4 protein-coding genes are annotated in these 9090 nt (G+C 37.1%); 2 read left to right on the top strand and 2 right to left on the bottom strand.

Annotated features, from left to right (window positions below):
* Positions 1–423: 423 nt before the first annotated feature.
* Entirely contained in the window at positions 424–2811 is a 2388-nt protein-coding gene (locus tag KW502_RS14395) for a GumC family protein (RefSeq protein WP_219041256.1), read from the bottom strand.
* 1 nt (position 2812) lies between these two features.
* Positions 2813–3562: a polysaccharide biosynthesis/export family protein gene (locus tag KW502_RS14390; RefSeq protein WP_255554270.1), complete on the bottom strand. Its 750-nt coding sequence runs from the start codon at positions 3560–3562 to the stop codon at positions 2813–2815.
* A gap of 179 nt (positions 3563–3741) precedes the next feature.
* On the opposite strand from KW502_RS14390, the gene KW502_RS14385 reads away from it, so the two are divergent.
* Positions 3742–5661 (top strand): polysaccharide biosynthesis protein, encoded by a 1920-nt coding sequence (locus KW502_RS14385; protein WP_255554269.1) that lies wholly within the window; start codon positions 3742–3744, stop codon positions 5659–5661.
* Positions 5662–5773: 112 nt separating this feature from the next.
* Complete coding sequence (locus KW502_RS14380; RefSeq protein WP_219041253.1) at positions 5774–9046, top strand: collagen-binding domain-containing protein; 3273 nt, start codon at positions 5774–5776, stop codon at positions 9044–9046.
* Positions 9047–9090: the final 44 nt, after the last annotated feature.

Raw genomic sequence — 9090 nt, 5'->3', positions numbered from 1 at the left:
TGATTTTGAATGTTGGATTTTTAATTTTGAATGATAAATCTTGAATTGACCGTGAGGATAGAGATTAGAGGCTAGAGATTAGATTATTTTTTTGAAACAGGAAGCAAGAAACAAGAAGCAAGAAGCAAGAAACAAGAAGCAGGAAGCAGGAAGCATGATTTTGAATGTTGGATTTTTAATTTTGAATGATAAATCTTGAATTGACCGTGAGGATAGAGATTAGAGGCTAGAGATTAGATTATTTTTTTGAAACAGGAAGCAAGAAACAAGAAGCAAGAAGCAGGAAGAATGATTTTGAATGTTGGATGTTTTCTTCGACAGGCTCAAACTATAAGTAGAGAATAGAGAATAATTCTCCATTTATAAAAAAAGCAGAAGATGATCTCTTCTGCTTTTTTCCCTTATTTTCTTAAAAAAACCTTTCTATTTCCAAAACATCCACCTTGGATAGTCTTTTTCAGCATGATAACCGTAACCATAGCCATAATTAGAACTGTTTTTTACGCCATTAAACAATACCGAAATATGAGGGAATTGTTTTTTTTGCTTTAAATTTTTAATATGATCGATCAAGCGCTTATCGGTATGTTCTTGCTTGACCATATATACTGTTAAATCTGCATTATCTGCGATTAATAAACTATCGGTGACATAGATCGTAGGGGCCGTATCGACAATAATATAATCGTAATGATTTTTAGCATCTTTAATCAACTGGGAAAATCTTTCATTTCTCGATAATAATTCAGCAGGATTAGGCGGCACACTTCCAGAAAATAGTATGTCTAAGTTCTCAAAATTTGATGAAGATTGTGTAATATATGGCGCTAATTCTGCAGCATCATCTTGCAAATAATTTGATAAGCCTGGTATATTTTTATCAAGCTCAAAGTAGCTGTGCAATTGCGGATTTCTTAAATCGCAGCCCACCAACAATACTTTTTTAGAAAAAGAAGCAAAGATTTTGGCTAAGTTTAACGAGCTAAAAGTCTTCCCCTCTCCTTTAATCGATGATGTAACAAAAACCACCTGGTTCTGCTCTGGACCGTTACGGCGCAACTGCCCCATAATATTGGTACGTACAATACGGAAAGCTTCCGCTAAAATAGATTGATCATGTTGGGTAATTAACTTATAATCGCTATCTTCTAATAAGGGAATTTCACCAATAATAGGAATGTCGCCTAAGTAATTTTCTAACATTTCACGATCACCAATACGGGTGTCGAGCAAAAATTTTACATATAAGATTCCGAATGGGATCAAGAGTCCTAATATAAACCCTGCCAATAGAATAATTTGCTTTTTAGGCGCAATGGCTTTTGGAGGTGTATAGGCATAATCGACCACCTTAATACTCGGCGAAGCGACCGCATACGATAAAGCCGCTTCTTCTCGTTTTTGCAACAAGAATAAGTATAAGCGCTCTTTAATGCCCTGTTGACGCAAAATGGTTTTAAGTTCTTTCTCTTTTTGGGGTAATCTATTCAATTCACCCGAATAACGCCCTTCTCGCTGCTCTAAGCGGCGATAAGAAGTTTGCAAGCCCCCTAAGTAGGCATTTAGACTCGTTAAAATATTTCGCTTGAGCTGCTCTAATTTAGTGCTGAGTTGGCGCACCATCGGGTTTTCTTGGGTAGAAGAAATTAACAAGCGATTGCGCTCGATAATCAATTCATTATAACTTGCCGTAAGTTCATTGATGCTGGCATTTTCGATGCCTAAGTTAGCCGGTAACAACTCAAAAGCGGTTTGTTTTTGCACCAAGTCTTGAAAATCTGAAGCAATGGCCAACTGGGTTTCTATGCGAAAACGCTCGGCCTCTGAAGTGGCCTCTTTGGTAAACAGGTCTTGCACACTCGACTCTACCGTTACGACATCGTTGGTTTCTTTAAAATCGACCAGCCCCGACTCTACGGTATCGAGCTCACTAACCAGTAAAGCTAAGCGCCCTTCTACAAAATCTTGGGTACGTTTAGAGACCAAGCGTTTATCATCTACCCCATCTTCATTAAACACCTCGATTAAGGTATTGATAATCGCTTCATTCTTAAGTGTATTAGGCCCATTTATCTGAAGGCGTAAAATATCACTTTTATCTCCTACTTGTTGTATAGTTATCTCAATAGCTAAATAATTTAATAGCTCGGCTTCGCTTTGGTAGCTAAATTTATACGTAGCCTCTCCCTCAACTGGTTTCTTTTTTAGGTTGGGATGCAAAACGAAAGCGCGGTTGAATGCCTTAATGGTATCGCCGTAATTTAGTTTTAGCTGTTTACCACTTTCTGTATGCAGCAATCGTACCACAGTATCGGTGACGCCCTGGGTTTCAAACATCAAAGCCTGGGCTTCATTTTTCTTATCATTAACCGGCTGGGATACAGGCAACCATTCTACCAGAAACGGCAATTGTTCTCCAAATATCAATTCATCGCCAAAACTAGACGCCTTATAAAAGCTGGTATGAAGTTGTAAGCGTCGAATCACTTCTCGGTGCAGGCGTTTAGATTTAAAAATCTGAATTTCGTTCTCTAAGTTTACCTTGCTGTAATTAAACATGGTAGTAGCATCACTTAAGCCCGACAAATCTACCCCGCCTTCATCATCTTTTAAAACCTTTACCTCAGATGCGGTTTGGTACACGGGTGTCGTGTATTTAATATAAATTAAGGCCACCAAAATACAGGCCAATACAGAAACGATAAACCAAGGCCAGTGGCGTAAATACTTTAACAAGAGATACTTGATATGTTCTCCCTCTGCGGCATGAGATTCTTGTAACCCTTGCTGTTCTTCCATTATTTCTTTCATCTTACCTAAAAATTATTACGGCGGTGCTTAATAAAATAGAGACCACCGACACTACAGTTCCTACATTCCCGATAAAACCTGCCGATTTTACACGAGGCCCATTAGGTTCTACATACACCATATCATTAGGGCGTAAATAATAATAAGAACTATCGATCCAGTCTGTGCTCGTTAAATCGATACGTTTACTGGTGAGTACTCCCTCTTCTTGTCTGAAGATCAATACACTTTCCCGTTCGCCTTGTATAGTTAAGTCGCCCGCCATGCCCAAGGCCTGGGGTAAATTGATGGTTTCTTCGGTAATGGTATAGGTACCTGGGGCTTTGACCTCACCCAACACCGTAAATTTAAAATTGACCAAACGTACTTTTACATGCACGTCTTTTACAAATTTAGACAATTGCTTTTCTAATAAGGCTTGTACTTCTTGGGTGGTCTTACCACCAACCTGCACCAAGCCCAAACCCGGGTACTGTATACTCCCCTGTTGATCTACCAAATAACCTTCTAACTGTAACAACTCTAAACGCATATTCGTAGGTTGCTGCGCCACTGTTTTTTGAAACCTAAACGGCAATAAAGTTTCGGGCTCTAAGGCCGTCAGGTCTATTTTTAACAAATCATTCACTTGAATTTTGGGGTGCTGGTAAATTGAGTCTACATTTACATTTGCCATCGAGGCACTATCTTGAAAATACACCACTTTTTTTTTGGTTGCACAGCTTGCCATCATTGCTAAGAGTGCTATCATTATTATCTTTTTCATACGCACAAATATACTATAGTTTTGCACTTATCAAAACCTAACCCCTACATATAAAAAAGTTAAACTATTAAATTTTTATTATTATTTTTGATTATAGTAGGATTACCGCTAAGTTTGTTTTATAAACCCACCTTGTGAGAACTATGCTGAGTGCCTTAAAAAAATTGATTGTTCAAGTTGCAAAATACTTGGTTAAAGACTATGTACCCCGTTCGATTATTTTTAGTATCGACTTACTTTTATCGATCATTGCAATAAATAGCGCTTTCTTTTTAATCTCTACCCTTGACAGCCATGAATTGCAGGTGTTAAATTTGAAATGGGAACTCTGGATGATTGCAGGCATTCAAGTTATTTACTTTATTGCTTTTCGCTCCTACTTTGGTTTGGTACGTTACTCTAGCTTTCAAGACGCGATTAAGCAAATGCAAGTTACCTTAAGCTGTATTTTTACCGTACTAATAATTAACCACCTCGATCTCTATTTTTTTGGCCATAAACTTATCCCTGATGCGGGCATCTTTATTTATGGGTTTATTGCATTTTCGCTGCTTTTCTTTTTTAGAATCTCGGTAAAACGCACCTACGAACTGTTACACAGCGATCAGAAATCTTACAAAAACGCTTATATATTAGGGACTTCGGTCTCTGATGTAGCCATGGCAGAGGGCTTGGTTTCTCAAAATGCGGAAGCCTTTAATATTATAGGCTTTATCAACTTGAATCCAAATGAAAACCCTTCGAGAAATCGCATATTTAACCTTCCTATTTACGACCTAACCCAAATAAAAGAAGCTTCTAACCGAGCCCAAGCGGTTATTGTAAGTGATAGCAAATTGCAAAAATTACAAAATTCGTCTAATCCTGTTATTACTGAATTGTTAGAGCTAAAAGTTAAAATCTATAAATTACCTAAAATTCAAGATTGGGACCATACCAATTTTAAGAATGTACAAGAGATTCATATTGAAGATCTTTTACAACGCACCCCTATTAAATTAAATAATAAAAAATTATTTAGTATTTACGAAAACAAAAGTATTTTAGTCACTGGTGCTGCAGGCTCTATTGGAAGTGAAATCGTACGACAACTCATTCCTTTTCAGCCTGAAAGAATTATTTTAGTAGATCAGGCAGAAACCCCTTTACATGAGCTAAAGCTTGAATTGCAAAAAAATTATCCCGATCTTAGCTTTGTAAGTGTGATTGCCAATGTACGGGATAAAAAGCGCCTGCAACAGGTATTTGAGAAGCATTTACCGGAAGTAGTTTTTCATGGCGCAGCCTATAAGCATGTACCGATGATGGAAGACAACCCCTTAGAAGCGCTAAGCGTTAATTTTAGAGGCACTAAAAACATGGCCGATTTAGCTCTAAAATATCAAGTAGAACGTTTTGTTTTTGTTTCTACCGATAAGGCCGTGAACCCTACCAATATTATGGGCGCCACCAAAAGAGCGGCTGAATTATACATTCAGTCGTTAGCCAATCGATTAGACAATAAGGTTTCATTTATCACCACTCGTTTTGGAAATGTGCTAGGCTCTAACGGCTCTGTAATCCCTCATTTTAAAAAACAGATTGCCCATAACGGACCAATTACGGTTACCCATCCCGATATTACGCGGTATTTTATGACTATTGATGAAGCTTGCCAATTGGTCTTGGAAGCAGGAGCGATGGGAAAAGGAGGTGAAATCTTTGTGTTTGACATGGGGTCGCCTATTAAAATTATAGATTTAGCCAATCATATGATTAGGCTTACTGGGCTAACTCCCCAAAAAGATATTCAAATTGAATTTACTGGTTTACGCCCTGGAGAAAAATTATATGAAGAATTGTTAGCCGATAAAGAAACTACTTTACCTACGCATCATCAAAAAATTATGATTGCTAAAGCTTCTCATCATTTTGATCACTCAACAGTAACTTTACTTTCTGATTTAGAAGCCTCTATAAAAGCCAACAAAGAAAAAACAGCTTTAGATCACTTAAATTTTTTAGTGCCAGAGTATATTCATGCAGTTGTTAAAAACAAAAAAGACCAATTCACCCCCCTCCCGAAAGCAATTGAGAAGAGCTAACTTTCTCAAAATACACTTTTAATCGGTATTAAAAGTCGTTAAACGTCTTTTTTTGATCGCTTGAATAGCATAGATTACTTTTGCAGCATTATTATCTTTAATTCTATTAGATATGCTGCAAAAGTACATCTTATTAAAATTAGTGTTTAGCACTATTTTAATACAAGCAACGGCACCCGCTTTTGCCCAAAGCCCTACCAGCGCTGCCCTTGGCTATAATGTTTTTCTTGAGGGAGACGCTACCCTAACTACCAATGAAGCGGAAGGCCCAATTGCTTTAGGTAATAATTTAACCCTAGGCGGAAATTACCAAGTAGCGAACCATAGTGCCGGAACTTTTGAAGTAGGCGGCCATAAGATTGGTTTGCTTGTTGGTGGAAAGGTGAATTATTCTTCTACCAGTGCTTGGTCTTCTTTAAAAATAAACAACGGCTACCTTAAAATTGGAAATGGTACTAATTCTTATGTTTGGTATTACGATCAAAATAATGCAGCCTCTAATATTCGCATTACTCCAGGAGCTAATTACAATGCATATCCGCAAATCATGCTTCAAAATAACGCCAACAGTTTAAATGTTGGGGTTAACCAAAATCCTATTATCGAAGGTAATCTCATCGACTTTGGAAGTGCCTTTCAAGAGATGCGTACTCTATCTACCAGCATTTCACAGCATACCGGTAATGCACAACTTACGAACCCTAATGGCCAATCTATACCTACCACTAACTTACCTAATCAGGTAAAAATAAATTTACAAAACGGTATTAATTACCTAAATGTAACAGGAGCAGACTTGAACCAAGCACAAATATTCACGTATAACCAGCAGCCTAGTGCTTCTAAAGTTTTAGTGATTAATGTAGATGCCCCAGGAATTTTTAACTGGAATGTTTGGAATCAAGCAGGAATTGGTTTTCAAAACTGCCCTTATATTCTTTATAATTTTTACAATACTACCACTTTAAATATTGAAGGCTGGTCTACTATTGAAGGGACGGTTTACGCTCCTTTTGCCGATATTGTTAAAACTCAAAACCAGTCTAACATCGAAGGGCAAGTCATTGCAAAATCACTCGTTCATAGTGGTGGAGAAATGCATTATGCTATTTTTGAGCCTACCATTCCTACTTCTACTCCTACTCCAGGAATTGCTCCTACTGCAGATTTTACCACCAATTCTTGGGAGGAATGTTTTAACGGGAATAAATTTTCACTAAAGAATCTTTCTCATACCGACAATGCCCTACAACCAGAAGCGCCATTAACTTACGCATGGGATTTTGGTGATGGTACGACGAGCAACGTGATGAATCCTGAAAAAATTTATACTGCTGCTGGTATTTACACCATTAGCCTTACCACCACCAATACCTACGGAAGTTCTACTAAGAGTAAGCAAGTAGAGGTGTTTCCTAACCTAGAAGCTTCTGTCTTAGCAATTGCAACTAGCAGCGCTAACGGAATCGCAACCAAGCAATTCAGCTTGACTAATGCCTCACAATTTGCAAGTTATACCTGGGAAACACATGATGGAGCATTTGTATTTGCTAATCAACCTCAAGTAAGTTTTGATTTTGACCAAGCTGACTATTATGAATTTTATATTCATACGGTAGATCTTAACGGATGCGAGCATACTACGTTAATCCCGATCACTATCGAATCTGAAGAAGTGAATACGGGTAATGATGGTGGTTTAGAAAGTGAAAGTTTAGGAGATGCGGTTTCTAAACAATATATTAAACGTAAAAAGAAAAGTATTGCGACACGCTTTAATAAAGCCGAAGCCAAAACTTTTAAAAAACAGAAATTAACTGCTAGCAGACTTACAGCAAGAGGGCATGGAGATTTAACGATGTTAGAGATGTTCCCTTCTAATTTAGGTGAAGATTATACCGCTAAAATTTCATCACCTACCGATATTCTAGACTATACCATTGCTAATGAAGTGTTAAGTGTAGATTTCTCAAAAGACGGAAAAACGAGAGGAGTGGTGTTAGGCGTTAAAACCATCGATGATGTCTATAACCACACCAAAGCTTCTTGTGACCGATTAAAAGGTGCAGAAATTTTAAGTATTCAAACTAAAAAAATTAATGCTTATCATTTCTTGATGCAAGCTATTGAACAGCGTAATGGCGTGATTGAATATGCCATCTCTTTCTCGATTGGAAAAAATGAAAACGACCAAGCCTACAGTCTTCAAAGTAACTGGTATGTAAATGGTTACTTTAATGCTAACGAAGTATTTAACTTTCAAGTTTGGTCTACAAATCCTGAAAATACGATAAAATTAGTACAGGATATTTTAACCAATATAACTGCTGCTGGACCAATTATTCAAGAAGAAAACTCACAAGTACCAAGTACCTATGTTGCTAAGGTTTCTAGAGACAACACCATGTTAAATCTTCAACTAAGAAGTACGCAACTAGGAGAAAGCATAGAAATAGAAATGGATGAAGTGTATAGTGAAACTCAAGGAAACGGACTTCGTTATAACCCTTTTAAATCTAAAAAAGAACAATTGGTAAGCCTTGATATTAAAGATGCTTATGAGCTTGATGGGCGTGTGTTGGTGAATGGAGAAATTCAAGATGTATTTTACCACGCCGATGGAAACTGGGGCTTAGACTATGATACCAGTTATACGGCTATTGAAGACTACGAAGTATCTAACGCGTTTGATAGAATCTATGAAGAAGACCAATCTCCATTACACCGTAATGTACATCTTAAAGCGCACAGTGAATACGATTATTTAACCCTATATAAGTCTTTACTTCCTGGAAACCTACCTTCAGATTATACCGAATATAAGTATATTTCGTTCACAGCTAAAGGTACTGGTTTAATTGAATTAGGTTTAGTAAAATCTTCTATTGAAGCGTGGGAAGAGCAGTACAAAGCAAATATTAATATCAAAGCTACGGCGCAAACCTATTACGTTCCTTTTGATTTCTTTACTTCTACAGGAACAAATGAAAAGTTAACCGCAGAAGATTTAAGCATGCTTACCTTTACCTTTTTACCTATGGAAGCGGGTAGTAATGATGTAGATTTACAAATAGAAAATGTAGCTTTTGCAAAAACGGCTCCAGTAGGAAGCGAAGAGTTATTATTAGACGTAAAAAATGAATTTATTGTTTATCCTAATCCGTCACAAGGCACATTGAACTGCTTATTGTATAGCCAGTCTAAAACTTCTGCTACGATCAGTATTTTTGATATGGCTGGTAAACAAGTATATACCCAACAAAAGAATTTAGTGGAAGGAAGAAACGAATTACGTTTTACTCCTGAAGTAGGTACAGGGATTTACTTTTTGAAAATTAACAGTGATCAAAGCGATTATGGCGTTTCTAAAATCATGATCCAATAAACCAAATATTTACCCCACATTTAAAAAAAGCTATCTTCTAGGAG

The organism is Mesonia aestuariivivens (genome assembly GCF_019311235.1).
Lineage (GTDB): Bacteria > Bacteroidota > Bacteroidia > Flavobacteriales > Flavobacteriaceae > Mesonia > Mesonia aestuariivivens.
This window is presented reverse-complemented; position numbering and strand designations above follow the sequence as displayed.